The following is a 24,651-nucleotide window of genomic DNA, read 5'->3' as shown; positions in this document are numbered from 1 at the left end:
CTCCCCCTCGGGGGGGGAAGATTCCAGCATCATTTTTTGGTGCGAAGACCCCATAGCATCGTCCCGACCAGCGCGAGGCCGGCTGCGGTGCCGCCGACCGCGACCGCCGCCATGACCGGCGAGATGCTGCCGTCGGCGCGATGGAGGTGCGGACGCAGGTTCTTGAGCAGCGGCTTGCGGCCGGACAGTCCCTCAAACATCTCGCCCGGACCCTCGGGATCGAGGATCTTGTTGTCGGCCAGCCACTCGCGGACGGAGTCGAGTTCGGGGACCTCGTACGGGCGGAGCGAGCGGCCATCGCCGCGCAACCGTTCGATCGTTTCGATCAGCGAGCCCGTTTCCGCGATCGACGTCTCGATCGTCGCGACGTCGGTGTCGAGATGTTCGGCGAGCAGGCCGTTGCGGATGCTCGCGATCGTGTCGCGCTCACCGGCGTTGCGGTCGCGCGCGGCATCGATGACGACGTCGCATTCGCTGTCGAGCCGCAGCGAACGGTTGTTGAAGTTGGACGAGCCGACGCGGAGCACCTCGTCGTCGACCACCGTCACCTTGGCGTGGACGTAGATCGGCTGCCCACCCGCGGTGAACGGATGGTAAAGACGTAGCCTTTTGTGCGGATCCTGTTCGTGCAGCGCCTCGACCAGCCTGGCGCGTGCCGAATCCATCGCGATCGGTTCGAGCCAGCCCTCCGCCGTGGTCGGGTGGACGATGACGAATTCGGGACCATCGGGTTCGCGCAACCGCTTGCCGATCGCCTCGGCCACCTTGCGCGACGCGAAATACTGGCTCTCGGCGTAGAAGAACCGCTTCGTCCGCGCGATCAGGTCGACGTACAGCGCCTCGATGTCGTGGCGGGGCTCCTGTTCGGCCATTTCTGGGATCGTGAGCGCGATGCCGACTTCGACGTCGGTGAAGTCGGCCTTCACATGATCGGGCCAGCAGTCGGCGCCGTCGGTCACCGGCTCCAGCGCGCCACCGCCGGACACTTCCCAGCGGCCACGGCACATGTCGCCGAGTGCGCGCGCGACGGGGCCTTGCAGGATCGTGGTCGCGTCGTGCCACGGACCGTAGGGCGAGCCGTCGGGCTCGATCCGGCGCGGTTCGTCGTCGGCGTGCGCACGCGTATCCCAGCGGTCGACGGTCATGTCGATCCCGCCGCAGAACGCGACGTCGTCGTCGATCACGACCACTTTCTGGTGATGCGATCCGGCGGGGGGATGATGGCCGTCGAGACGCAGATGGACCTGTGGGTCGCGGATCCACTTGGCGATGCGCAACAGCGTCTGGCCGTGGAACAGCGTCTTGATCGCGCCGGTATCCCAGCGGAGGATATGGATGTTGAGCCCCGGCGTGCGGCGCGCGAGCCAGGTGACGAATTCACCGACGCGCTCGGGACCGCCATCGTCGTCGTCGCCGCCGCTGTCACCGCCACCGAAGCGGATGCGCGCGTCGAAATCCCAGCCGACGAGCAGGATCTGCTTCCTGGCCTTCATCATCACCGCGCGGGCGGCTTTGAAATAATCGTCGGCGTCGACGATGACGGTGGCCTGCTTGGCGGGTTCGATCCGCCAGCAGTTGCGACCGGGCTCGAGCAGTGTTCCGTGAGAATTCATGATGCTGCCATCGCAGGCTTGGCGCGATCAGCCAACCCACGGAGGCGCGTTTTGCCACTCGATGGACGATATGCGGGCAGCATTCATTATAAAATGTTCGTAGCGCGCATGCACCATAGGTACTTTATTCGGACAGCTCGTTCTCGGCTGCGTCGAGCGCCTGCGCCAGCAAGGCCGCCACCAGATGGTCGTCCTGGGCGTCGGCAAGTTGCAACGCACGGACGATGGCAATGCGAAGCGAACGGCGATCCTGTTGCGACGTGGTCATCTCGGTACCCTTGGATTTTTATCAGGTCCTCGCCGCAGGTCCTTACCCGGTCGGCAGCGACGATGTAACCTGTTTGACGAACGAACGGCCGCGCGATTGCGCGGCCGTTCGCCGAATGGGATGCCGTCCCGTTACGCGGACGGCGCCCGTTATACGAACCGATCGGCCGTATCAGACGGCGTCGGTGTAGACGCGGCGGCGGGCGGCGGTGGTGGCACCGAAGCCTGCTGCGGCAGCGCCGATGAGCAGCGCGATCACGATCATGAACGACGTACCTGCGGCTGCGCCGGCGGCGGTGTCCGTTGCCGACTTGGCGGTCTCGATCGTCTTGTTCTTGGTCTGGACGAACTGTGCCTTGGCGCGCGTCACCTGGGCCTGATCCTCCGGACGGCTGATCTTGCGCTGGGCCGCGACGATGTCGACGATGCGGCTTTCAGCCTGCGCGCCGTCCTGGCCACCCTTTGCGAGTGCCGGCAGCTCCTTGGCGATTTCCTTCTGCGCCTGCTCCGGCGTCATCTGCGCGGGATCCGACGGTGCGTCCGACAGATACTGAGCAGCTTCGGCGCGAACGTCGGTGACGTCGACATTGGCGACGTCGGCAACCTTCGGGGCTGCTGCGCCGATGCCGGTGCCTGCTGCCGATGCGACCGAACCGACGGTGCGGAATGCGCCGCCGATGATGCCGCCGACAGCCGAGGTGAGCAGGTACATGGTGAGGATCAGGGTGACGCCCCAGACGACCAGGCCGTGGATCAGGCCGTCGAAGCGGTCATGTACGCCAGCGCCGCGTGCTGCGGCATAACCGCCTGCGCCCAGCGCGATGACCGTCGTGATGATCCAGTAGATCCCTGCGCCGATGCCGAAGCCGGTCGCGCCGGGAGTCGTGCCCTCGACTGGATCGACCAGGCTGAGACCGATGCCGGTGCCGAGGATGCCCAGCACCAGCTGGATCGCGATCGCAATGACGACGCCGGCGAAGATTGCGCCCCACGAGATGCGGGTCGGGGTCTTCACGCGACGGAAGTCGTCCGTCGGCAGGACGCCGGGATTTACATGGTTAGCCATAATTCACTCCTGTTATTCACGAAATTCGAGGAACGGCGTCAGTCCTTGCCGTGCCTATCGATGGGTGTGTCGATCTGTTTGTCGGCCTTCGCGGTTCCGGCCTTCGAGCCTTTGCCAGCCTTCGAGGCTTCGTCGACCTTGGCTTGGCGCGCGCCAGCTTCGCTTTCCTGCGAGCCGCGCTGCTCGATCGCGGCATTGCCGATGATCTTGCCGATCGCCTCCTGGATAGAGCCCTTCGCCTGGCGGGTGCGGGCGTCGTCCTGGTCCGGCTTGTCCTTGTCGCGCGTCATGCGGCGATCTCCTTCGAGGGCGCCTTGAGGTGGAGCGCGTGCGGGATGGAATCGCCATCGAACCCGCGCGCGCGCGCCCAGGCGGCGGCAGCGTTGCGACGGTTGACGCCGATCTTCGAATAGATCCGCGCGACATGGTTGCGCACGGTGTTGCTGGAGACGTCGAGCGTGCGCGCGATCGACTTGTCGTCGAGCCCGCGACAGATCAGCGCCAGCACCTCGCGCTCGCGCTGCGTCAGTTCGTCGAGCCCGACGCCGACCGGCTCGGCGTTCGGCGTGCGGATCCGCGCAAGCTTCTCCATGATCGACCGGCTGAGCCAGCTCGTGTCCTTCATCACCGCCTCGATCGCGTTGACGAGTTCGCGCTCGGACGCTTTGCGGGTGCTGATGTCGCGCATCGCCCACAGCACGCACGCTTCGTCGTCGAGCTGGATCGGCTCGGTCGAGACGATGCAGTCGATGATGTCGCCGTCCTTGCCGCGGATGCGAACTTCGCGGTCGCGGATCGGGAGGCCAGCGTCGATATCGGCCTCGATCGCGTGGCGCAGCGCGGGCGTTTCCCACAGGTCGACGTCGCCGAGCGGGCGACCGATGATCTCCGCCGACGAATAACCGGTGAGGCTGGTGAAGGCCTCGTTGACGTCGCACAGCCGGTGGCCGTCGCGCGCGCCGATCGCGAGCGCGACGGGGGCGAGCGAGAAGGTCCGCATGAAGCGCTCCTCGCTATGACGCAGCTGCGTCTCGGCTTTCCGGCGTGGTTCGAGGTCGGCAAAGGTGAACAGCATGCACGGCTGCTCGCCCATGTCGATCGGCTGGCCGGCGACGATCACGAGCTTCGTCTCGCCGTCGGGCAGGCTGAGCTCCGCTTCCATTTGCGGGATGGTGCGACCCTCGGCGAGGCGCTCCTTGCCGAGATCGCGCTTTTCGCCGCGTTCGAGGACGTCAATATCGTAGACCGTGCGCGACAGGACGGCGTCGCGGTCGTGCCCGGTCATGTCGATGAAACCCTGGTTGACCTTCACGAAGCGAAGATCGCACAGGCGACAGATGACCGCCGGCGCGGGGTTCGCGTTGAACGACTGTTCGAAGCGATCCTCGGCTTCGAATTGCGCAGACACGTCCTGGATGATCATGACGAGGCATTCGGGCTCGTCGTCGTCGTTGGTCAGAACGAGGCTGCGCACCTGATGCACCCAGCGGGGCTCGTCCTCGCCGGCGATCGCAACCTCGACCACGACCTCCGAGAACGCCTCGCCCGAGACGACGCGCTCGATCGGGTAATCGGCGTCGTTGAGCTTGTGATTGTTGCGGTAGCGCAGCTGGAAACGCTGGCGATAATCGTCGACCGTGGCACCGAGATCCTCGACCGAGTCGACCCCGTGCATCCCGAGTGCGGCCGTATTGGCCCACAGGATGTCCTGATCGGGATCGACGAGGATGACGCCTTCGTCCAGCCCCGCGATGATCTGGCGCAGGTGGCGCAGATCGGGGGAGTCACGAAGCGACTTGAGAGGCGGCGCCACGGTCATGCGATCAGTCGCGCTGCCCGTGAACGAGCCATGCGAGGCAGTAGCCGACCGCAGCGGCGCCGAGCGCCCAAAGGACGGGCGCGTCCTTGGCCGATGCCTGTGCGGTCGAGGCAGCGCGACGAGCGGCGTCGGCGGCACGATCGCCGGCTTCGCGCGCTTCGCTGCCGATCTTGTCGGCGAGTTCGGGGGCACCGTCGACGGCATCCTCGATCGCCGACTTGGCGCGACCGTAGAGATTCTGTGCGCCGCCGGCGACCTGATCGACGACGCCGTCGACCTGCCAGTCGCGGCTGTTCACGGTGTCGCCAACGGCCTTCTCGACCTTGCCGCCGACATAGCGGGCACCGCCCTGGAATTCGTCCTTGTTCATGTGAGATCCTTATGTTTGGAATTCGGTGGAAAGGCCCCGCGTTACGGCAGCACGCCACAACCCGCGGCGGCCTTGCCGACTTCGAGCGCGATCTTCGGATCGAGTTCGGAGGCGACACGGATGAGATCGGACGGGGTGAGCACACCGGGCGTGGTGTCGCCCTGACGGTACGCCGCGGCGGCCTTGCCCAGACGCTGCAACTGGCCGAGCGAGAGGTTCGCCTGGAGCCGATCGCCGACGCAATCGGAGCGCGATTGATCGAGCCCGTAACGCTGGAGCCCGGTCGAGATGCGCGTCGCGGGCGCGGCGCAACCGGCAATGGACGCCAGCAGGGCCAGAGCCCCGGTGGCGGACGTCATGCGCTTCATGTGAGCAGCTCCAGTATCTTGCCGCACGCGGGATATCGCGACGGGACTGGACGCATAAACCTACCGGTAACCTCTTGGTTTCTGGTAGTTTTGTGTAGGACTACTAGCTGTAATGTACCATATCAGGACGTCGCGCGCGCCGCATAAAGCCGCGCGAACCGCAAATGCAGCGACCGTGTGCTCGAATCCTCGGCAACCTCGGCGCGGCCCTCATGCCACTCGGCTCGCCGCTGAAAATAGGTCGAATCGTCGTTGTCGTCGGCGGGAAATTGGCTGTCGTCTTGAACCTTCGTCATCGCATTGCCCTTGGTAACCTGCGCCTTCAGTACGAAATTGCAAGCGCCCGCGCGTGATCGGAAACGACTAGGCGATGCGGTAGTATGATCAGTCTGGCGTCAGGGGGTAATGATGCTGCGGGGACGCCGCCGCGGCCGAGTTGGCCGGGCGACGATCCCGTCTTTATGTCGGCTTGGTTCGATCGATTACTTGGCCGTTGCCGCGGACTGATCGAGCGGGACGACCGGCAACCAGACCGCGCTCGCCGATGCGCCGCCGCGGACGATCGTCACCGTTGCCGGCTTATAGTCCGCTTTTTTCGCGAGGAAGATGTTGGGGACGAAGGTTTGCGGGTTGCGATCGTAGAGCGGGAACAGGCTCGACTGGACCTGGATCATGATCTTGTGACCCGGCTGGAACACGTGGTTCACGGTCGGCAGGCGGAACTTGTATTCCTGCACCTTGCCCGCCGGGATCGCGGTCGGCTTGGCGAAGCTCTGGCGATAGCGGCCGCGGAAGATGTCGAGGCTGATCGGCAGTTCGTAGCCGCCCATCTTCGGATCGGTGGCGTTCTCCGCCGGATAGACGTCGATCACCTTGACGACGAAATCGCCGTCGGTGCCGGTCGTCTTGGCGAAGATGTCGGCGATCGGCGCACCCGACACGCGCACCGGCGTGGTCAGCGCTTCGGTGGTGTAGGTCATCACGTCGGGACGGCCATCGACGCCGCGCTGGTCGCTGACGAGCCAGTCGCCCCAGCGGCCGTCGCCGAAGTTCACCGGGCGCGGCAGGTGCGGCACGGGCTTCGACGGATCGGAGACATAGCTGTCACCGCCGGTCGCCGCCTTGCCGAAGCCGAGCGCGCCGCCTTCCTGCAGGTAGATCGGCTTAAGCGGCGACGTGCAGCCCGTCTCGCACGCGAGCGGCCATGTCGCGAACTTGTCCCAGTGGTTCTCGCCGGTGTTGTAGATCGCGGCGGCGGGCAGCGTGACGGCCGGGCCATCCTTCAGATACTGATTGAAATAGGGGAGCAGCATGTCCTCGCGGAATTGCTGGGCGGTGTCGCCATTCCACTGGAACGGCCCGAGGCTGCGGCCTTCGCGGTTGATCTGGCTGTGGCGCCACGGACCCATCACGAGGTGGTTGTTGCCGAGCTTGCCCTTGGCCTTGAGCGCTTCCCACGCCGTGATCGCGCCGTACATGTCCTCCTGGTCCCACAGGCCCTGTTCCCAGATCGTCGGCACGTTCGACGGGTTGGCGGCGAGCAGCTTGTCGAGCGCCTGGCCCTGCCAGAAGCCGTCATAGGCGGGGTGCGACACCATCCGCTGCCAATAGGGCAACTGGTCGTAGCCGGACTTCTTCGCCCAGTCGCCGGCCGAGCCGACCTCGCGGAAATTCTCGTAATCGTCGTAGCCGCCGGTGGGTGGCGCCTTGCCCGCGCCCTTGTAGCCGGTCTGGCTGCCGAGCCACGCGATGTTGGCGAGGCGAAACGCGCCGTAATGGAACCAGTCGTCACCCATCCAGCCGTCGATCATCGGGCTCTCGGGCGCCGCGACCTTCAGCGCGGGGTGCGGGGCGAGCAGCGCCATCGCGACCGTGAATCCCTCGTAGGACGAGCCGATCATGCCGACGCGACCGTTGCTCTCCGGCAAGTTCGCCTTGTTCACCAGCCAGTCGATCGTGTCGTACGCGTCGGTGACGTGATCGACCTTGGTCGGGTTGAGCGGGCCGATAACGGGACGTGTCACGACATACTCACCCTCCGACCCGTATTTGCCGCGGATGTCCTGGTAGACGCGGATATAGCCTGCCTTGACGAACATCTCGTCGGCGAGCGGCAGCGTGGCGAGGATGCTCGCGCTGTCGGAGCGGTTCGCGCGACCCTTCGCGTTGTAGGGCGTGCGGGTGAGGACGATCGGCGCGTTGGTGACGCCCTTGGGATAGACGATGACGGTGTAGAGCTTGGTCCCGTCGCGCATCGGGATCATCACCTCGCGCTTCACGTAGTCCTGCGCGGCGGTCGGCGGCACGAACTTGGCGGGGATGTCGCCGCCGACGGGCGCGGTCTTGTCCTGCGCGATTGCAGTAGTTGCGAGGGCGATCGAGGCGAGCAGGACGAATTTGACAGTCATGGGGACGTGCTCCGGAAGCGTTGGGGCGAAGCTAGGCGCAACCGGGGCGCGGGGGCAATCGGTCTGACGGTCTTTAGTTGCGCGTTGGGATCGAAGCCGTGGTCGAGGACGAGAACGGCCGCGACTTCGCCCCCTTGCCCCAGAGCTTGTTCGGTTTCGCGGCCATCACGAAGCGAAGCTCGCCGCCCTGGCGGATCTCGTCGTCGCGCAGATAGCTGCGGGTGAGGGGCGTTCCGTTGAGCGTGACCGAGCGGATATAGGGGTTGGCGTCCGACAGATTGTCCGTCCGGATCGCGAACTGCTTGCCGCCGGACAGCGTGAGCGTCGCCTGCGACAGGAACGGGCGGCCGATGACATATTCGTTCGATCCCGGCGCGACCGGGTAGAAACCGAGTGCGGTGAAGACGAGCCATGCGGACATCTGGCCGAGATCGTCGTTGCCGCTCAGCCCCTCGGGTTTGGCGCCATATTGGCTCCGCACGATCTGGCCGAGCCGCTCCTGCGTCCGCCACGGTGCGCCGGCGTAATTGTAGAGATAGGCGACGTGGTGGCTCGGTTCGTTACCGTGGATATACTGGCCGATCAGCCCGGCAATATCCTCCGCATGGCTGTAATCGACTTTCGAATTGTCGAAGTCGAACATCGCGTCGAGCTTCTTCACGGTCTTCGCATCGCCGCCGAGCAGCCGGAACAAGCCCGCCTGATCCTGCGGCACGAACCAGCTATATTGCCACGCATTGCCCTCCGTATAATCGGAGCCGTAGTTAATCGCGGTCGGATCGAAGGGGGTGCGGAAACTGCCGTTCGCGAGCCTTGCGCGCAGCCAGCCGGACTTCGCGTCGAAACTGTTGCGCCAGTTGCCCGCGCGCTTCTCGAACCGCTCGGCGATGTCGGTCTTGCCCATCCGCCGCGCCATCCGCGCGATCGTCCAGTCGTCATAGGCATATTCGACGGTCTTCGACGCGGCCTCCGGCTCCTTGTCGATCGGGACGTAACCGCGCTGGATATACTCGCCGAGGCCACCGTAGGACGCGTGGTCGGCGCTCGCGACCATCGCCTGCAACGCCGCGTCCGCGTCGAAGCCGCCGATGCCTTTCATATACGCGTCGGCGATGACGGGGACGGCGTGATAGCCGATCATCGTCCACGTCTCGCGCCCGGCGAATTGCCAGACCGGAAGGATGCCATCGGGGCTGTGCTGCTGGCCGGCGATCAGCGAGCGAACGATGTCGCTGTTGGTTTTCTCGGGCTGGATCAGCGTCAGCAGCGGATGTTCGGCGCGGAACGTGTCCCAGAGGGAAAAGGTCGATCGAACCGTAAAGCCATCGGCCTGATGCACTTGGTCGTCAGGGCCGCGGTAGCGCCCGTCGCTGTCGCTCCACACGCTCGGGGCGAGCAGGCTGTGATATAGCGCGGTCGCGAAGATGCGGCGCATCGGTGCGGGCGCCTCGAACTTGACGGCGCCGAGCGCGGTATCCCAGTCGCTTGTAGTCTTGGCGCGGACGGCGTCGAAGTTACCGGGTTCGCTGTCGAGATTGGCGAGCGCCCCGGCTTCATCGACGCCGGAGATCCCGACCTTCACCTCCAGCGGAGCGTCGAGCGGGCCGAAGTCGAGCCGTGCTTCCAGCGCCTGGCCAAGCTTTTCCGCGAGCGCATCGCTGCCGCGGCCTGGGCCCTGGAACCCCTTGTACGGGATATCCTTCTCGCGGTTGACCAGCGCGTGGCCGACCAGCGGCGCGGAGAACCGCATCGCGAAGTAGAGCTTGCGGCCGGGTGCCCAGCCGCGCGTCTCGCGGAAGCCAGTGAGCACGCCGTCGTCCCGCAAATGCAGTCCCGACCACAGGATCTTGCCGGGATAATTATACAGCGACGACCGGAGATCGACGACGAGGTGCGCGGCCTTGCCCTTGGGGAAGCTGTAGCGATGCACGCCGATCCGAGTGCCCGCAGTCATTTCCGCGCGTACGCCAGGCCCGTCGAGGGTGACCGCGTAATAGCCCGGCTTGGCGACTTCGCTGGCATGCGAAAAGCGCGAGCGATAGCCGGGTGCGGTGGGCGTGCCGGGGTCCATCGGCACGGTCTCGCCCGATACCGGCATGACGAGGATGTCGCCGAGATCGGAATGCCCCGCGCCCGAGAAATGCGTGTGGCTGAACCCCTCGATCGTCGGATCGTCGTAGCGATAGCCGGCGGCATGGCCATAGCAGGTGCGGATCACGCACGAGGTGTCGGTATCCGGCGAAAGCTGGACCATGCCGAACGGTGCGACCGCGCCCGGGAAGGTGTGGCCTTCGCCGCCCGTGCCGATGAACGGATCCACCGCATCGCTCGGTTTGGCAGCATCCTGTGCGAAGGCGGTGCCGGCGAGGATCGTGGTGAACAGTGCACCCGCGAGGCACGATCGTGTGAAGATGGACATCGAGGTCACCCGTTCAGAGGGAAATAGGCGGGGGAGCTTGCCGGGTGCCAGGTGAAACATGTCGCGCACATCCCCTCTATTCGTTCGGTTGCCAAACTGGCTTCATCGCCAGCTCTTGCGCAACCGCAGAAGTGGATTAGAACATCAAATTGGATAATTCAAACGAACAGTTTGGAAGCGGGGGATGCAGAAGATGGTCTTCAGGCCGGGCCGATATGCCGCGCGTTCACTGAACGCCAATAGTGTGCGCTTGCCAAGCCTTCGCAATCGCGGGATCACTTCGTCGCCAACGCTGAAATTGCTGCATTGCATTGCAGAGCGGCTTCGTTTTCTGTTCTCCAACCTGAATGATCGGTCCGCATGACTCTTCAAACGCCGCCGCGTCTGTCGGGGACCAACCTCGAGCGCGCCGCCGACCACAACCAGCGCGTGACGCTGCATGCCATTCGCCTCGGCGGATCGCTGACGCGGATCGACCTTGCGCGGATCACCGGGCTGACCGGGCCGGCGATCGCCAACATCACGCGGCGGCTGTTGCAGGAAGGCATGATCGAGGAGGCGGGGCAGCGTCGCGGTGGACGTGGTCAGCCGCCGACTAAACTCGTCGTCCGGGCCGATGCGTGCTATTCGATCGGCGTCAATATCGACCGCGACCAGATCACGATCGTGCTGGTCGATTTCCTGGCGCAGATCCTCGCGCGCAAGTCGATCGAGATCAGCTTTGCGCTGCCCGACGACGTCCGCGATCTGTTCCGGCGCTCGGTACGCGCTATGCTCAAAAGCGCGAAGGTCGATCCCGCCAAGCTAGTCGGCATCGGCGTGGCACGACCCGATGACCTCGCGCTGGTCGCGATGCCGGGCCGTCCGGCCGCCTATGCGGCGTGGGACGGAATCGACATGGCGACGCTGTTCGACAAGCCGCTGTCGCTGCCCGTGTTCGTCGAGAACGATGCCGCCGCCGCCGCGATGGGCGAGATGCAGTTGGGCTTCGGACAGAATTACAGCAGTTTCTTCTACATCCTCGTGTCGTCGGGGCTGGGCGGTGGCTTCGTTGCGGATGGCGCGTATGTTCGCGGCACGCACGGTCGCAGCGGCGAGCTGGGGTTCATGGCGGCCGGCGGCGGCAAGCGGGGACGCGAGACCGTGCAGAAACTGGTATCGCTATCCGGACTTGCCGAGCATCTGGCGAATGCGGGGTTCGAGATCGGGCAGGTGCTGCATCAGGCCGACTGGGCGCCAGACATCGAGCGCTGCCTGGAGGAATGGGTGGAGAGGGCGGCACACACGCTCTGCACGCCCCTCGACGCGATCAACTGCCTGATCGATCCGGCGGTGATCCTGATCGGCGGGCGCCTCCCGAGCCGGTTGGTGGAACGGGTGGCGGAGCGGGTCAACGCGTTGATGCGGGACGCTACCGATGCGCCTGCGATCGCGCCGGTCCGCCGTGCCGCGCTGTCGGAGGATGCGCCTGCCGTTGGTGCGGCGATCCTGCCGTTCAGTCATTTCCTGCTGCCCAAGGCCGCTGCGCTCTGGAAGGATTCCGGCGCGGCAGCCGACTGACGTCGGTAATCGGTTCGGTACCGCTATCTTCGCATGTGAGGACTCCGTGCGCTTGGGGTTGCGGAGAGCGGGCTGTTGCCGTCGTTCGTGTACGAATACGCGAGGCCAGGCGTGAATCCTCGCGGTGTCTTCCCCCAGACTATCGGCGCATCGAAGGGTATTCGCTGAGTTGCGTCCGCAACGGTCCAAAACTTACACAACAATCTATTTGACAATTTGCTTTTACAATTGGCAAATAGACGGGTCGAGACTGCACGCCGACAGGATCCGATTCAACCGGACAGCCCAACCGAAAACGGGGGGCAGGCGCGCTATTCGCAGGGGTAAGTGAGGGAGCGCAGGCATCCTCACGAGGAAGAGGAAAGTCTGATGACCGCAAGCATAGAATCGTGCTCGATCGTGGCGCGTCGCCATCGTCCGTTGTCGTTCCTGTTGGCCACGGTCAGTCTTACTGCGGCGTTGGCCGGTGCTGCCCAGGCTCAACAGGCCGCGCCTTCCGCTACGCCTCCCCAGAACGCGACCCCAACCGACCAGGCGCAGCCCGCTTCGACCGCTACGGCGGAGTCCGGGCAAACCGCCGGCACGACACGGCCGGATGGGTCGGCGCAGGACACTGGCGACATCGTCGTTACCGGGTATCGGCGCTCGATCGAGAAGAGCCTCACTCAGAAGCGCGAGGCGAACGCGTTCGTCGACGTCATCACCGCCGAAGACGTCGGCAAGTTCCCCGACAAGAACGTCGCCGATGCGTTGCAGCGCGTGCCGGGCGTGGTCATCACCCGCGACGGCGGCGAAGGTAGCCGGGTCAGTATCCGCGGCCTTCAGTCGGGCCTGACGCTCACCTTGCTCAACGGCAATTTTCTCGCCGGCGCCGACAGTGGCGAGCCGCAGCGATCGTTCAACTACGTCCTGCTGCCGTCGACCTTCATCGCCAGCACCGAGGTCTATAAGTCGCCCGAAGCGCGGCTTGAAGAAGGCGGTGTCGGCGGCACGATCATCCTCAACACCCGGCGGCCGTTCGACGTGCCGGCGTGGTCGGGTTTCGTCTCCGCCGAGGGTACGTATTCGGACACGACCGAGAAGTACGAACCGCAGCTTGGCGGGCAGGTGTCGTGGAAGAACAAGGAGGAGACGTTCGGTCTGCTGGTCGGCGGCGTCTGGCAGAAGCGCACCAACCGCGAGCTGCGCAGCTCGTCCGAAAGCTGGCTGTGGTGGAGCGACCGCGACGCGCAGGGCAACGTCCTGAAGCCCGCGACCGATGTCGATGGCAAGACCTTCGCGAACAACGACGCGATCTCCTACTGGCCGGGGCAGGGCACGACTGCGCGCGATGGCACGCATTATTCGGGCTATTGGGCGCCGCAGTCGGTCAACGCCGAAGTCTTCGACCAGGAACGCGAGCGGTACGGGATCCAGGCGACCGCGCAGTTCAAGCCGTTCGAGGCGGTCACGGTCACCGCGAACTATTTCCGGTTTGGCTATAGCAGCAACTATACCTCGAACGTGCTGAAGATCCCCGAGTGGGGCTACGACAACTTCTTTACCGGCGCGACGTTCGACAAGAGCGGGACGATCTTCCAGTCGGCCAATTTCGCGGTGCCGGCGGCGGGAACGGGCTGCCTCGCGCGCCCGACCCCGTGCACGATGGAGACGCCGCAGATCGCTGGCACGTACAGCCGCGAGAAGCAGGTTTCGAACACGTTCGAGACCGAGGTCAAATACAGCCAGGACCGTTTCGACGCCGTGCTGAAACTGGGCAAGACCAAGTCGAGCGGTGGCCCGTCGGTGCGCTTCAGCGTCGCCGCCAAGCCGCGCCTGACGACGCCGGGCCGGGAGCAGAACGGCAATCTGGTCAGCAACTGGGATATCTCGGACGGCATCGCCAATTTCGAGTTCTCGCCCGAGCTGCAGAACAACATCCGCAACGGGATCGCGCAGATCGACGTGGGCTCGACCGGATCGAGCTTCGTCAACAGTGACCTCGGTCAGCGTTATGCACAGCTCGACCTGACAAGGCGGTTCGACGGCTTCCTGAAGTCGGTGCAGATCGGCGGCAAGTGGCGGGACCTGAAGATCGGCCGCGAGACCGGTCGCAACGACTGGTATGCCGATCCGGCGACGCCGCTCCGCTACCAGGATACCGCCGCGGGCGCCGTCGCCCGCCCCGAATTCTTCTACGCAAACCAGATCGGCAACATCAACGGCGGCTTCAACGCCAACGTCGTGCCGGGCATCAATTTCGAGCAGTATCTCAACTACCTGAACTCGACCTATGGCAAAGCCGTACGCGTGTACGAACCCGACTTCGTCTATTCCCTGGGGGAGCGGGTCTTCGCCGGTTACGCGCAGGTGAACTTCGGGACCGGTGGTCTCCGCGGTAACGTCGGCCTCCGCATGGCCAACACCAAGCAGTCGGGCAATACCTCCGATCGCCTGCAATATCTCAACGACTATTGCGTCAACGGACCCGGCGGGGCGGCCGATCCCAACCGTCCGCTCGGCCCCGACGGCAATTGCCAGGTGCTGCCGCTCAGCGTGCGCGAGACGATCGTCAACACGCGCGCCGATCAGTCGAAGACCTACACGGACTGGCTGCCGAGCTTCAACGTGTCGTACGAGGTCACGCCCGATCTCCTCGTCCGCGGCGCCGTCGCCAAGGTCATTGCGAGGCCGTCCTTCTCCGATCTCGGGTCGCAGCGCTCGCTCACCTTCCGCTCGGATGCGTATGCGTTCGATCGCGGCCAGTTCGGCGAGTTCGCCGGCTGGTCGGGCAGCGGCGGCAATTCGGACCTGAACCCGTTCTCGGCATGGCAATACGACCTAGGCATCGAATGGTATTTCCACCGCGGTTCGGTGCTCGGCGCGACCTTCTTCCGCAAGGACGTGTCGGACTTCGTGGTGCCGTTGGTCCTCAACGTCACGCGCGACGTCAACGGAACGCAGCAGCTGATCCAGCCTTACTCGACCGTCGCGAACGGTTCGAACGCGCGGTCGCAGGGTGTCGAACTGTACGCGCAGCACACGCTGTCGTTCGGTCTCGGCGCGCAGGTCAACTTCACCTATAACGACACCTCGGTGGCGGACGTGACGCTCGACGGCCAGAAGGTCGGCTCGTCCGCCTTGGTCGGCAGCGCCAAGACGCAGGTCAACGCGTCGGTCTTCTACGAACATGGCAAGGTGTTGCTGCGCGCATCGTACAACCGGCGCGGCGAAGTCGTCGGCGGGTTGCAGTCGGGCCTGAACGAATACACCGATCCCTATGCGCAGGTCGACCTCAACGCGGCATACGCGCTGACCGACCGGCTGAACCTCACCGCCTCGGTGATCAACCTTACCAAGGCGGAGGAAAGCCGTCATCTCGGCAACGATACGAAGGACCGCTTCACCTACCGGAATTACTTCGGGCGGCGGGCCTATGTGGGCGTGTCGTTCAACTTCTGATGACCTGGTTTGATCGGCTTGTCTCTCGGGTGGCGCCTTCGCGGCGCTACCCTCCCTTTTCTCGCAGCGCCGCGTCGCACGGCGTTGGCGAAACGCACGGACGGCGCGGGGTTCGGATCGCGCTGACCGCGTCGGCGCTGATGATGTGCGGGCTGGCGAGTGCGTCGAACCCGATCGTTCCCGGCTGGTATGCCGACCCAGAGATTCGCGTGTTCGCCGGCCGCTACTGGATCTATCCGACCTATTCGGATCATTACGGCAAGCCTGACGTCACCAGCCGCTTCTCGGCCGCGCAAAAGCTCGCGCGGCAACGCAAGACGGTGCGGCCGTCCTACGGGATGCAGACTTTCTTCAATGCGTTCTCGTCGCCGGATCTGGTGCATTGGACCAAGCACGAGCATGTGTTCGACGTGCGGAACGCAGCGTGGGCGGCGTACGCGATCTGGGCGCCGTCGGTGATCCAGGCGAACGGTCGCTATTACATGTTCTTCAGCGCGAACGACATCCAGAGCGATGCGGAGCTTGGCGGGATCGGCCTCGCGGTCAGCGACCGGCCCGGTGGTCCGTTCAAGGACGCGATCGGCAAGCCGCTGGTCGGCGCGTTCCACAACGGCGCGCAACCGATCGACCCGTTCGCGTTTCGCGATCACGATGGCCAGGTCTATCTGTTCTACGGCGGCTGGAAGCATTGCAACGTCGTCCGGCTCAGCCCCGACCTCAAGCGCATCTTGCCGTTCGCCGATGGCTCGACCTACAAGGAAGTGACGCCGCCCGGCTATGTCGAGGGCTCGTTCATGATCGAGCGCAAAGGCGTGTATTACCTGATGTGGTCGGAGGGCGGCTGGACGGGCCCGGACTATAGCGTCGCCTATGCGACCGGGCCGGGACCGACCGGGCCGTTCACGCCGCGCGGCAAGATCCTGTCGGAGGATCTGCGCATCGCGCGCGGCGCGGGGCATCACTCGGTCGTCAACGTGCCCGGCACCGACGACTGGTACATCGCGTATCACCGTCGCCCGCTCGACACCGATCGCGGCGAACACCGCCAGATCGCGATCGACAGGATGGTTTTTGCCGCCGATGGTCGGATCGAGCCGGTGGTGATGACCGAAGCGGGCGTGAAGCCGCGACCGATCGGCGTGCAGAAGCCGACACGAAATTCAGGGAGAGCGATGTGAGAAACAGGGCGATCGCCAATTTGCGCGGCACGGTAGCGGCGGTCGCGTCGCTCGCTCTCGTCGCGCCCGCGCCGATTCTGGCCCAGACCAAGGCGACGGCCGCCGCGTCGGCCAACGGCGCGATGCAGCCGCAGGACCAGCCTTCGGTCGATCTGGTCAACCCGCTGATGGGGACCGATTCCGACTACACCTTGTCCTACGGCAATACCTATCCCGCGGTGGCGGTGCCGTGGGGGATGAACTTCTGGACGCCGGTCACCGGCAAGACGAACAGCGGCTGGGGCTACACCTACGACGCGAACACAATCAACGGCATCAAGCAGACGCACCAGCCCAGTCCGTGGATGAACGACTACGCCGCGTTCTCGCTGATGGCGACGACCGGTGCGCTGAAGGTGAAGGAGGACGAACGCGCGTCCTGGTACAGCCACAAGGCGGAGGACAGCCGGCCGTACAGCTACAAGGTCTATCTCGCCGATTACGACGTGACCGCGGAGGTCGCGCCGACCAACCGCGCCGCACAGTTCCGCTTCACCTTCCCGCAGAGCAACGACGCGCACATCATCCTCGACGGCTATGCCGGCGGCTCGATGGTCTCGATCGACAAGGCCAAGCGCCGCATCACCGGCTATGTCCGCAACAACCACGGCGGCGTGCCCGACAATTTCCACAATTACTTCGTCGCCGAATTCGACCATGACTTCGCCGTCAGCCAGACCTGGGACGGCAAGGGCCAGGTCACCGCGACGCCGACGCGCGAGGGCGATCATGTCGGCGCGGTCGTCAGCTTCAAGACACGCAAGGGCGAGCAGGTCGGCGTCAAGGTCGCGTCGTCGTTCATCAGTCTCGAACAGGCCGAGCGAAACCTGCGCGGCGAGATCGGCGGCGACGGGTTCGAGCAGACCAAGACCAAGGCGAAGGCGATCTGGCAGCGCGAGTTCGACCGCGTCCAGGTCACCGATCCCAATCTCGACAACCGCCGGATCTTCTATTCCGCGCTGTACCGCATGCTGCAGTTCCCGCGGATGTTCCACGAGGTCGATGCCAAGGGCCAGACGGTCCACTACAGCCCGTATGACGGCAAGGTGCACCCGGGCTTCCTCTACACCGACAACGGTTTCTGGGACACGTGGCGCGCGGTCTTCCCGTTCTTCGCGCTGATGTATCCCGAGCGCGACAGCGAGATCATGCAGGGGCTGGTCAACACCTACAAGGAGTCCGGCTGGCTGCCCGAATGGGCCAGTCCCGGCCACCGCGACGTGATGATCGGATCGAACTCGGCGAACCTGATCGCCGACGCGTATCTGAACGGCGTGCGCGGGTTCGACGTCGAGACGCTGTACCAGGCGATGGTCAAGAACGCGACGACGTCGCAGGGCCGCCCGGTCGACAAGAAGGGCAAGGTCGTCGGCGCGGTCGGGCGCGAGGGCGTCGAATATTATAACCGGCTTGGTTATGTGCCGTATGACGTCGGCATCAACGAGAATGCCGCGCGCACGCTTGAATACGCCACTGCGGACTTCTCGATCTCGCGGCTCGCCGCGGCACTGGGTAAGACCGAGGATGCGAAACTCTACGCCACCCGCGCGCAGAATTACCGCAAGCTCTACGACACGCAGAGCGGCTGGATGCGGGGCCGCAACAAGAATGGCAGCTGGTCGACGCCGTTCAGCCCGTACAAATGGGGCGACGCGTTCACCGAGGGGAATGCGCTGCATTACAGCTGGTCGGTGATGCAGGACGTGCAGGGGCTGGCCGACCTGATGGGCGGGCGCGAGGCGTTCGTGAAGCGGCTCGACTCGATCTTCACCACGCCGCCGATCTTCGACGACAGCTATTACGGGCAGACCATCCACGAGATCCGCGAGATGCAGATCGTCGACATGGGGCAATATGCGCACGGCAACCAGCCGATCCAGCACATGACCTATCTCTACGACTGGGCCGGGGCACCGTGGAAGACGCAATATCACGTCCGCGACGTGATGAAGAAGCTCTACTCGCCCGCGCCCGACGGCTATCCCGGTGACGAGGACAATGGCCAGACCTCGGCATGGTACGTATTCTCCGCGCTGGGCTTCTACCCGGTCACGCCTGCGGTCGGGCAATATGCGATCGGCAGCCCGCTGTTCCAGACCGTGAAGCTGACGATGCCGGGCGGCAAGACGCTGACGATTGAGGCGGCGAACAACGGCCCCGGCAATGTCTACATCCAGTCGGCGAGCTTCAACGGCACCCCGCACGACAAGCCCTGGCTGACGCGCGCGGCGTTGCAGCAGGGCGGCACGCTGCGGTTCGTGATGGGGCCGACGCCGAACACCGCCTGGGGTGCGGCAAAGGCCGATGCGCCGTTCTCGATGAGCGCACCGGCGGCGGGACGTTGACCATGAAGACTGCGATGCGCTTTCGTCGACGCGACGTGATGACGGGCGCCGCCGCGCTGGCCGTAACCGCGAGCGTGCCGCGGGCTGCCTCCGCCGCCGCGCCACGCGTGAGCAAGCGACCGCCACGCGGCCAGCGCCGCTTCGTCAGCCCCGCGGTCGAGGCCGAGATCGCGCGCGTGAAGGCGAAAATCGCCGACCCCGAACTCGCTTGGCTGTTCGAGAATTGCTATCCGAACACGCTCGACACCACGGTCAAGGTCGGCACCGTGGACGGCAAGCCCGATGCGTTCGTCATCACCGGCGATATCGAGGCGCTGTGGCTACGCGACAGTTCGGCGCAGATGCAGACCTATGTGCACCTCGCGCCGAAGGATGCCGGCCTGCGCCGCGTCTTCACCGGGCTGATCGCGCGGCAGGCGCGGTGCATCCTGATCGATCCTTATGCCAATGCGTTCATGGAGGATCCGACCGCCAGGTCGAACCTCGGCGCGCGAACCGACCAGACCGACATGAAGCCTGGTGTTGCCGAGCGGAAGTGGGAGATCGACTCGCTTTGCTATCCGATGCGGCTCGCGCACGGCTATTGGACCGCGACGCGCGACAAGACGCCGTTCGACGATCTGTGGGCAAAGGCGATGCGCCGCGCGGTGGCGACCTTCCGCGAACAGCAGCGCAAGGACGGCAAGGGGCCGTATCATTTCCAGCGCTTGAACGTTTCGCCGACCGAGACGCTGATGTTCGAAGGCTATGGCGCCCCGACGCGGAAGGTCGGCCTGATCCATTCGATGTTCCGCCCGTCGGACGATGCGTGCCTCTATCCGTTCCTGATCCCGTCGAACCTGTTCGCGGTGTCGGCGCTGCGCATGCTGGCGACGGTCCAGCGCGAGGCGCGGGGCGACATGGCGGGCGCGACTGACAGCGAAGCGCTGGCGAGCGAGGTCGAGGCGGCACTCCGCGCGCATGGCCGGATGCCGGACGGGCAGGGCGGCGAGGTCTGGGCGTATGAGGTCGATGGCTTCGGCAACGCGATCTCCATGGACGACGCCAACGTGCCGAGCCTGTCGGGCCTGCCGCTGCTCGGCGCGGCGGATCGCCGCGACCCGCTGTTCCGCCGCACCGCCGTGCTCGCGTGGAGCGATCGCAACCCGTATTTCTTCACCGGTACCGCCGCGCGCGGGATCGGCGGACCGCATATCGGGCTCGACATGATATGGCCGATGTCGATTATCACGCATGCGATGAACAGCGACGACGACGCCGTGATCCGCCAGTGTCTCGCTTGGCTGAAGACGACACACGGCGGCACCGGGTTCATGCACGAATCCTTCAACAAGGACGATCCGGGCAAGTTCACGCGCAGCTGGTTCGCCTGGGCCAATGGATTGTTCGGCGAGCTGATCCTCGACCTAGAGCGCCGCAAGCCCGCCTTGCTCGCCGCCCGCTACTGATATGAATTCCGGGAGATACGCATGACCATCGCCAACCGCCGCCAGGTGCTCGCCGGCACCGGTCTCGCGGGCCTCGCCGCCGCGTTGCCCGTCACCAGCGCCGCGGCCGCGCAGGCGCCGGTCGCGAGCAAGCCCGATTTGTTCGTCGGCACCGGCGGGCACGGTCATACCTATCCCGGCCCGTCGCTGCCGTTCGGGATGGTGCAGCTCGGCCCCGACACCGACAACAGCCGCTGGGATGCGTGCTCGGGCTATCACCAGGACGATGGCTCGATCATGGGCTTCAGCCACACGCATCTGTCGGGCACCGGGATCGGCGACATGCTCGACGTGCTGGTCGTGCCAACGCGCGGGCCGTTGCAGCTGAAGCCCGGTGCGCTCGGCAAACCCGAACAGGGGTATCGCCAGCGTTTCACCGACGAACTCGCCGAGCCCGGCTATTACCGCGTGAGGCTCGAATCGGGGGTGCTCGCCGAACTGACGGTGACCGAGCGGACCGGCCACCACCGCTACAGCTTCCCGCAGGGGCCGGGACACATCCTGGTCGACTTCGCGCACATGATCCTCGACGTCTGGGACAAGGGTACGTTGATCGACGAGGCCTCGCTGGCGCTGTCGGCCGACGGGATGCTGACGGGCAGCCGCCGCGTCCACCGCTGGGCGAAGGGCCGGCGCATCCATTTCGCGATGCAGCTCTCGCGCAAGCCCGACCGCGTCCAGTTCTTCGGTGACGACGACACGCCTGCACCGGCGGGCGCCAAGGGCGTCACCGGCAACCGCCTGAAGGTCGCGTTGTTCTTCGACCAGGCGGGCGGCGCGCCGATCCTGATCAAGACCGGCATCTCCGCGGTCGACGTCGCCGGCGCAAAGGCGGCGCTCGACGGCGAGGCGGCAGGGTGGCAGTTCGACGCGGTCCGCCGCTCGGCGGCGCGCACGTGGCAGGCCGAACTCGACCGCGTCCGCGTCGATGGCGGCACGCCCGAACAGCGCACGATCATGGCCAGCGCGCTGTACCACGCGTTCCTCTCGCCGACGCTCTTTACCGACCGCGACGGCCGCTATGTCGGGCTCGACCGCAAGGTGCACCAGACGACCGCTGCCGAACCCGCGTTCAGCACCTATTCGATGTGGGACACCTACCGCGCGCTGCATCCGCTGCTCACCCTCGTCCAGCCCGACAAGGCGGCGCAGTTCACGCGCGATCTCGTTCGCCAGACGGTGCAGAGCCCGACCGGATCGCCGGTCTGGCCGCTGCAGGGCGTCGAGACCGCGTGCATGATCGGCTGGCATTCGGTGTCGGTGCTTGCCGAAGCCTGCGCCAAGGGGATCAAGGCGGACTACGCCGCGGCGTGGCCGCAGATCCGCAGCCGCGCGTTCGATCGCAGCTTTCCGGACGTCGACAGCACGCTCGGCCGCGGCTTCTATTACGACCTCGGTTTCGTGCCAGCGGACAAGACCTGGGAGTCGGTCAGCCGCACGCAGGAATATGCCTATGACGACTGGGCGATGGCGGTGCTCGCCGACGCGGCTGGCGCCAAGGCCGACGCCGCCGCGCTGCGCAAGCGCAGCCTCAACTACCGCAACGTCATCGATCCCAAGATCGGTTTCGCCCGGCCGCGCTTCGCCGATGGCAGCTGGTGGGCCGATTACGATCCGATCCAGCTCGGCCACAAGCCCGAGAAACAGCGCGACTATACCGAGGCGAACGGCTGGCAGGCGACGTTCCTCAACCAGCATGACGTTTACGGCCTGATCGCGCTGTTCGGGGGCGATGCGGGGTTCGTCAAGAAGCTCGACGCGCTGTTCACCGCGCCGTCGACGCTGCCCAAGAACGCGCCGCCCGACATCACCGGGCTGGTCGGCCAGTACGCGCACGGCAACGAGCCGGACCAGCACGCCGCCTATCTCTACGCCTATGCGGGCGCGCCGTGGAAGACGCAGGCGATGGTCCGTCGCCTGCTGACCGAGATGTACAAGGCCGAGCCCGACGGCGTCATCGGCAACGACGATTGCGGCCAGATGAGCGCGTGGTTCATCCTGTCGGCGCTCGGCTTCTATCCGGTCGACCCGGTCAGCGGAGTCTATGTCTTCGGCTCGCCGCTGTTCGATGCGACGCAGGTCGATTTCGGTAAGGGACGCACGTTGCGCGTCGTCGCGAAGGGCAATGCGCCGGCCAGCCCCTATGTCCAGTCGGTCCGCTGGAACGGCAAGCCCTGGACACGGAACTGGATCGCGCACGCCGACATCGCGCGCGGTGGCGAACTGGAATTCACGATGGGACCGAAGCCGTCGTCGTTCGGCACCGCCAAGGCGGACCGCCCGCCGTCGTTCGGATCCCAGCCGCGATAAGGGTGCTGCGCCGGGCGCAGGCAGGTAGACGTCGGCGTCCGGTCAGCCGTCGAGCCCGTACCGCGCCGCGCGTTTGGCGACGTTCGGGTTGATCGCGAGCGCGGCCTTGCGGTCCGCGTCCGCCGCTTCGATCTTGCCCGCGCGTCGTTCGGCGATCGCGCGGGTGTAGAGCGACCAGGCGTTGCGCGGGTTGGCTTTGACCGCGGCGTCATAGTCGACGAGCGCGGCGTCGAGCTTGCCCAGGCGCAGGTTCACTAGCGCGCGGCTGTCCAGGTAGGCGGCATAGCCGGGGCGGAGCTTCACGGCGGTGTTGCAGTCGGACATCGCACGATCGAGCTCGCGGTTCAGCAGTGCGCGCGCCCAGCATCGGCCGTTGTACGCGGTTGAGCGGGCGGCGTCCTCGGGATGCATCTTCAGCCACGCATCGTAATTGACGATCGCGAGCGCGGGCTGGTCGAGATTTTCGTACAGGCCGGCAAGCTGGAGCCGGCGATCCGACCCGGCCGGCAGCGCACGATCGGCGACCTTGGCATCTTCGCCCGCGCCATCCGGATCGCGGCTCATCAAGCGGAGCCGTGCGCGCAACAGGCGGACGTCGGTGTTGTCGGGCATGAGCGTCACGGCCTTGTCGAGATCGGCCGCGGCAAGCAGGAGCTGGCCGTGCGCGAGCCGGGCCTGCGCGCGCTGATACACGTAGCGGCCTTCGGTCGGCGCCATCGCCACCGCCTTGTCGAGATCGGCGAGCCCCTCCTCGATCCGGCGCTTCGACACGAACACCGCGGCGCGTCGGCTGAACCCCTCGGCATCGGTCGGCACGGCGGCGGTGTCGGTCAGGTCGAGCTTCTCGCCTGCGGTGGTACGCGCACCGCTCGGCGTCAGCCCGAAGACCGGGCCGCCTTCATAGGTCATGTAGAGCACGTGGTTCGCGTTCGACACGAAGATGCGGTGCGTCAGGAAGAAATCGAACCCGATCAGCATGTCGCCGTCGATGCGGATGTCGGCGATCTGGAATTTCGGGTGCGGCACGGTCTCGCCGCCGAGGTCGATCGTATCGAACGCAGCGCGCCAGGTCGCGAGCTGCTTCGAACCGATGCCCGAGTTCAATCCGACCGCGGTCACGCCGGGACTGGTCGGTGTGATGCCTGCCCGCTTGGCCGCGGCGAGCGTCATGACGGTGGTCTGCGCGCCTGAATCGAACACCGCGCGCATCTTGACGCCGTTGACCAGGACGGTGCCGATCGTGTGCGGCTTGAACGGCCCGGTGCCGCCGCGTTCGAGCGGGATCGTCGAAAACGGTTTTCCCGCGGCCCAATAGGCGAGCCCGACATTGCCGCAGCCATCGACCCGCATCAGCCGCACTGCGCTATGCGGCAGGTCGTATTCGACATCGGCGAGCCCGAGGATGTTCTGGCCGAGCAGACCGGCCGTCCCCGTATCGCTGCCGCCGACGATGAAGCTCACTCGCGGGATCGGCAGGCCGGCGAGCGAGAAATCCTTTGCGCTGGCGACCGCTGCGGACGTGTCGCCGTTGACGCCGCGCAGCCGGAACCAGGGGGGAGCCGGTTCGCTCGACAGCCCGAACTCCGCGGCCGACGCGCGCGACACCGTACTGTAGAACGCGCCGCTATCGACGATGAACCGCGTGTCGTGCGCGCCGAACTTCGCATCGACCATCGCGCGGCGACCGATTAGCGTCACGGGCAGTTCGGCGATCTTGCTGACCTTGCACGCGGCCACCGCCGGGCCAGCCGCCGTCAGGCCCAACAGCGCGAGCACACCCAACCGAACCCGTCTGCGCATGCCCGTCTCCCGATCCCGACTCTCGATCCCGAGCGGAAGACTATCGGAGCGACTGTCACGAGCAAGTGACGACGGTGTCACGCGGAGCATTTGGATGATCCAACGGAAACCGGATTTGGGCATGAAGTTTTTGTTAAGGAGCAGCCGGACCGGCAGTCGTG

17 protein-coding genes are annotated in these 24,651 nt (G+C 65.6%); 6 read left to right on the top strand and 11 right to left on the bottom strand.

The genetic code is table 11. The features are described from left to right. Positions 1–29: 29 nt before the first annotated feature. From E5673_RS17060 to E5673_RS17025, 10 genes are all read right to left on the bottom strand, one after another. A complete protein-coding gene (locus E5673_RS17060) occupies positions 30–1,613 on the bottom strand; it encodes a phospholipase D-like domain-containing protein (RefSeq protein WP_136190931.1) in 1,584 nt (527 codons plus the stop codon). Between the two features lie 124 nt (positions 1,614–1,737). Next, positions 1,738–1,881, bottom strand: a complete 144-nt coding sequence (locus E5673_RS19795; RefSeq protein WP_156348916.1) for a hypothetical protein — start codon at positions 1,879–1,881, stop codon at positions 1,738–1,740. A 171-nt stretch (positions 1,882–2,052) separates the two neighbouring features. Further along, a complete protein-coding gene (locus E5673_RS17055; protein WP_136190930.1) occupies positions 2,053–2,946 on the bottom strand; it encodes a hypothetical protein in 894 nt (297 codons plus the stop codon). Between the two features lie 38 nt (positions 2,947–2,984). Beyond that, positions 2,985–3,236 (bottom strand): hypothetical protein, encoded by a 252-nt coding sequence (locus E5673_RS17050; RefSeq protein WP_136190929.1) that lies wholly within the window; start codon positions 3,234–3,236, stop codon positions 2,985–2,987. Then, positions 3,233–4,765: a PAS domain S-box protein gene (locus tag E5673_RS17045; RefSeq protein ID WP_136190928.1), complete on the bottom strand. Its 1,533-nt coding sequence runs from the start codon at positions 4,763–4,765 to the stop codon at positions 3,233–3,235. The genes E5673_RS17050 and E5673_RS17045 overlap by 4 nt, the downstream gene beginning before the upstream one ends. Positions 4,766–4,769: 4 nt before the next feature. Then, the gene (locus E5673_RS17040; protein ID WP_136190927.1) at positions 4,770–5,135 is read right to left on the bottom strand and encodes a CsbD family protein; all 366 of its coding nucleotides are present in this window, start codon (positions 5,133–5,135) and stop codon (positions 4,770–4,772) included. Between the two features lie 41 nt (positions 5,136–5,176). After that, positions 5,177–5,503 carry a hypothetical protein gene (locus tag E5673_RS17035; protein WP_136190926.1) on the bottom strand — a complete coding sequence of 109 codons (327 nt, stop codon included), beginning with the start codon at positions 5,501–5,503 and terminating at the stop codon, positions 5,177–5,179. 122 nt (positions 5,504–5,625) lie between these two features. Further along, positions 5,626–5,799, bottom strand: coding sequence for a hypothetical protein (locus E5673_RS19790; RefSeq protein ID WP_168711661.1), 174 nt, complete (start codon positions 5,797–5,799; stop codon positions 5,626–5,628). Positions 5,800–5,985: 186 nt separating this feature from the next. Continuing rightward, complete coding sequence (locus E5673_RS17030) at positions 5,986–7,911, bottom strand: CocE/NonD family hydrolase (RefSeq protein WP_136190925.1); 1,926 nt, start codon at positions 7,909–7,911, stop codon at positions 5,986–5,988. Between the two features lie 73 nt (positions 7,912–7,984). Next, positions 7,985–10,330: a GH92 family glycosyl hydrolase gene (locus E5673_RS17025; RefSeq protein WP_136190924.1), complete on the bottom strand. Its 2,346-nt coding sequence runs from the start codon at positions 10,328–10,330 to the stop codon at positions 7,985–7,987. A 360-nt stretch (positions 10,331–10,690) separates the two neighbouring features. On the opposite strand from E5673_RS17025, the gene E5673_RS17020 reads away from it, so the two are divergent. The 6 genes from E5673_RS17020 to E5673_RS16995 all read left to right on the top strand — a co-directional run bounded on the left by E5673_RS17020 (position 10,691) and on the right by E5673_RS16995 (position 22,690). Continuing rightward, complete coding sequence (locus E5673_RS17020) at positions 10,691–11,890, top strand: ROK family transcriptional regulator (protein ID WP_136190923.1); 1,200 nt, start codon at positions 10,691–10,693, stop codon at positions 11,888–11,890. Between the two features lie 369 nt (positions 11,891–12,259). Continuing rightward, a complete protein-coding gene (locus tag E5673_RS17015) occupies positions 12,260–15,331 on the top strand; it encodes a TonB-dependent receptor (protein ID WP_136190922.1) in 3,072 nt (1,023 codons plus the stop codon). Further along, entirely contained in the window at positions 15,331–16,509 is a 1,179-nt protein-coding gene (locus E5673_RS17010; RefSeq protein ID WP_247599443.1) for a glycoside hydrolase family 43 protein, read from the top strand. The genes E5673_RS17015 and E5673_RS17010 overlap by 1 nt, the downstream gene beginning before the upstream one ends. Positions 16,510–16,631: 122 nt before the next feature. Beyond that, entirely contained in the window at positions 16,632–18,893 is a 2,262-nt protein-coding gene (locus E5673_RS17005; protein WP_210731886.1) for a GH92 family glycosyl hydrolase, read from the top strand. Positions 18,894–18,895: 2 nt separating this feature from the next. Then, positions 18,896–20,341 (top strand): glycoside hydrolase family 125 protein, encoded by a 1,446-nt coding sequence (locus E5673_RS17000; protein WP_247599442.1) that lies wholly within the window; start codon positions 18,896–18,898, stop codon positions 20,339–20,341. A gap of 21 nt (positions 20,342–20,362) precedes the next feature. Beyond that, complete coding sequence (locus E5673_RS16995; protein ID WP_136190920.1) at positions 20,363–22,690, top strand: GH92 family glycosyl hydrolase; 2,328 nt, start codon at positions 20,363–20,365, stop codon at positions 22,688–22,690. Between the two features lie 42 nt (positions 22,691–22,732). Here E5673_RS16995 and E5673_RS16990 read toward each other — a convergent pair whose 3' ends face one another. Continuing rightward, on the bottom strand, positions 22,733–24,490 hold the full coding sequence (locus tag E5673_RS16990) for an aspartyl protease family protein (RefSeq protein WP_136190919.1): 1,758 nt from the start codon (positions 24,488–24,490) through the stop codon (positions 22,733–22,735). Positions 24,491–24,651: the final 161 nt, after the last annotated feature.

Origin of the sequence: Sphingomonas sp. PAMC26645 (assembly GCF_004795835.1) — a bacterium.
In the GTDB taxonomy this organism is placed as follows: Bacteria; Pseudomonadota; Alphaproteobacteria; order Sphingomonadales; family Sphingomonadaceae; genus Sphingomonas.
The sequence above is the reverse complement of the archived record's forward strand: the minus strand, read 5'-3'. Positions and strand labels throughout refer to the sequence as shown.

What these genes read in the sequence shown, in the direction of transcription:
- E5673_RS17020 (WP_136190923.1), top strand. Translation starts at nt 10,691, where the DNA reads ATGACTCTTCAAACGCCGCCGCGTCTGTCGGGGACCAACCTCGAGCGC.
- E5673_RS17050 (WP_136190929.1), bottom strand. Translation starts at nt 3,236, where the DNA reads ATGACGCGCGACAAGGACAAGCCGGACCAGGACGACGCCCGCACCCGC.
- E5673_RS17025 (WP_136190924.1), bottom strand. Translation starts at nt 10,330, where the DNA reads ATGTCCATCTTCACACGATCGTGCCTCGCGGGTGCACTGTTCACCACG.
- E5673_RS17035 (WP_136190926.1), bottom strand. Translation starts at nt 5,503, where the DNA reads ATGAAGCGCATGACGTCCGCCACCGGGGCTCTGGCCCTGCTGGCGTCC.
- E5673_RS19790 (WP_168711661.1), bottom strand. Translation starts at nt 5,799, where the DNA reads ATGACGAAGGTTCAAGACGACAGCCAATTTCCCGCCGACGACAACGAC.
- E5673_RS17045 (WP_136190928.1), bottom strand. Translation starts at nt 4,765, where the DNA reads ATGACCGTGGCGCCGCCTCTCAAGTCGCTTCGTGACTCCCCCGATCTG.
- E5673_RS17055 (WP_136190930.1), bottom strand. Translation starts at nt 2,946, where the DNA reads ATGGCTAACCATGTAAATCCCGGCGTCCTGCCGACGGACGACTTCCGT.
- E5673_RS16995 (WP_136190920.1), top strand. Translation starts at nt 20,363, where the DNA reads ATGACCATCGCCAACCGCCGCCAGGTGCTCGCCGGCACCGGTCTCGCG.
- E5673_RS16990 (WP_136190919.1), bottom strand. Translation starts at nt 24,490, where the DNA reads ATGCGCAGACGGGTTCGGTTGGGTGTGCTCGCGCTGTTGGGCCTGACG.
- E5673_RS17040 (WP_136190927.1), bottom strand. Translation starts at nt 5,135, where the DNA reads ATGAACAAGGACGAATTCCAGGGCGGTGCCCGCTATGTCGGCGGCAAG.
- E5673_RS17010 (WP_247599443.1), top strand. Translation starts at nt 15,331, where the DNA reads ATGACCTGGTTTGATCGGCTTGTCTCTCGGGTGGCGCCTTCGCGGCGC.
- E5673_RS17015 (WP_136190922.1), top strand. Translation starts at nt 12,260, where the DNA reads ATGACCGCAAGCATAGAATCGTGCTCGATCGTGGCGCGTCGCCATCGT.
- E5673_RS17060 (WP_136190931.1), bottom strand. Translation starts at nt 1,613, where the DNA reads ATGAATTCTCACGGAACACTGCTCGAGCCCGGTCGCAACTGCTGGCGG.
- E5673_RS17000 (WP_247599442.1), top strand. Translation starts at nt 18,896, where the DNA reads ATGAAGACTGCGATGCGCTTTCGTCGACGCGACGTGATGACGGGCGCC.
- E5673_RS19795 (WP_156348916.1), bottom strand. Translation starts at nt 1,881, where the DNA reads ATGACCACGTCGCAACAGGATCGCCGTTCGCTTCGCATTGCCATCGTC.
- E5673_RS17005 (WP_210731886.1), top strand. Translation starts at nt 16,632, where the DNA reads ATGCAGCCGCAGGACCAGCCTTCGGTCGATCTGGTCAACCCGCTGATG.
- E5673_RS17030 (WP_136190925.1), bottom strand. Translation starts at nt 7,911, where the DNA reads ATGACTGTCAAATTCGTCCTGCTCGCCTCGATCGCCCTCGCAACTACT.